Below are 1,386 nucleotides of genomic sequence, written 5' to 3'. Positions count from 1 at the left end.
CGACGCGAGCACGCCGCTCTTGCCGAGAGACGAGACGTCGTGAGCGCCGCGCGCCAACCCTCGACGACGTTGAGGCCCTGTGGTTCGTCTGATTCGTTGCCTCGACTGTATGGATATATCCGGACAGAATCGGTCCTGATATGACGACGAATCGTGTGCTAACTCTGTTGGAGCTGCTTCAGGCTCGCCCCGGTCTGACCGGCCCGGAACTGGCCGCCCGTTTGGAGGTCGACGAGCGCACCATCCGCCGCTACGCGGCCCGGTTGACCGATCTGGGTGTGCCGGTTCAGGCGGATCGTGGGCGTTACGGCGGATATCGCTTGCTGCCGGGCTTCAAGTTGCCACCGTTGATGTTGTCGGAGGACGAGGCGACGGCGGTGGTCCTAGGCCTGCTGGTGGGCCGTCACAACGGGATCGCCCTGGGCACGGAAAGCGCCCTGGCCAAGATCGAACGCGTCCTCCCGAAAGCTCTGGGAGAACGCGTCCGCGCCATTTCGGAAACGGTCGGCCTGGCCTTCCACCGCCCCGCCTCGCCGCCGCTGCCCCCATCGGCCCTGCTGTCACTCGCGGACGCGACACGCCGCCGCCGAAGGGTCCAGATGCGATACCGCTCCTTCCGCGGCGCCCCGACCACGCGCGACGTGGACCCTTACGGCCTGGTGCTGTACTCCGCCCGCTGGTATGTGACCGGTTTCGACCATCTTCGCCAGGAACTGCGTACATTCCGCGCCGACCGGGTGATTTCCGTCGACCTCCTGGAGGAGACCTTCTCACCCCCGGACGATTTCAACGCGGTCACTCACGTCCTGGACTCGCTGGCCGGGGTTCCGTTCCGGCACGAGGTCGAGGTGGTGCTGCACGCACCCCTGGAGGAGGTACGTCGGCGCGTCCCTCCTTCGGTGGGATCCCTGACGGAGCTCGGTTCCGGGGTCCGGTTGGTGGCGCGGGCCGAGCGGCTTGATGGGATGGCCCAGATGCTGGCCGGACTGGGCTGGTCCTTCGCGGTGGTACGACCGGACGAGCTACGCGTGGAGGTCCTGGCTTTGGCGGATCGACTGCGCTCGCTGGCTGGTGGGTCGTGATCTGGCAACGATTGAAGGCGGGTAGAAGAACCACGGCGCCGTGGTCGTCATTTCGTGTAGGAAACCACGGCGCCGGCGGGGTCGGGCGGAGCCCGAGGTGAAACAAAAGGGCTGGGTGGGTGGGGAACCCCCCGTGCCCTGGCTTTCGTGCGGGGGCCACGGCGTTGGCGGCGGCGGAGGGAGCCCAAGGAGTAACAGAGGACTCGGTAACGAACGGGGCCTCACCGCCGTCGAGAGCCAGCCGGCGGCCACGACATCCCATTTCTCGGCAAGAGTCGCGAACTCGCGCCGAAACAGCAACAAG

At 66.9% G+C, this 1,386-nt stretch carries 1 protein-coding gene; it reads left to right on the top strand.

Translation table 11 applies throughout. From position 1 onward, the window contains the following. The first annotated feature begins 140 nt into the window (after nt 1-140). Complete coding sequence (locus Amac_RS53420; RefSeq protein ID WP_155362084.1) at nt 141-1,082, top strand: helix-turn-helix transcriptional regulator; 942 nt, start codon at nt 141-143, stop codon at nt 1,080-1,082. Nucleotides 1,083-1,386: the final 304 nt, after the last annotated feature.

The sequence above is a fragment of the Acrocarpospora macrocephala genome, assembly GCF_009687865.1.
Lineage (GTDB): Bacteria > Actinomycetota > Actinomycetes > Streptosporangiales > Streptosporangiaceae > Acrocarpospora > Acrocarpospora macrocephala.
The sequence above is the reverse complement of the archived record's forward strand: the minus strand, read 5'-3'. Positions and strand labels throughout refer to the sequence as shown.

What these genes read in the sequence shown, in the direction of transcription:
- Amac_RS53420 (WP_155362084.1), top strand. Translation starts at nt 141, where the DNA reads ATGACGACGAATCGTGTGCTAACTCTGTTGGAGCTGCTTCAGGCTCGC.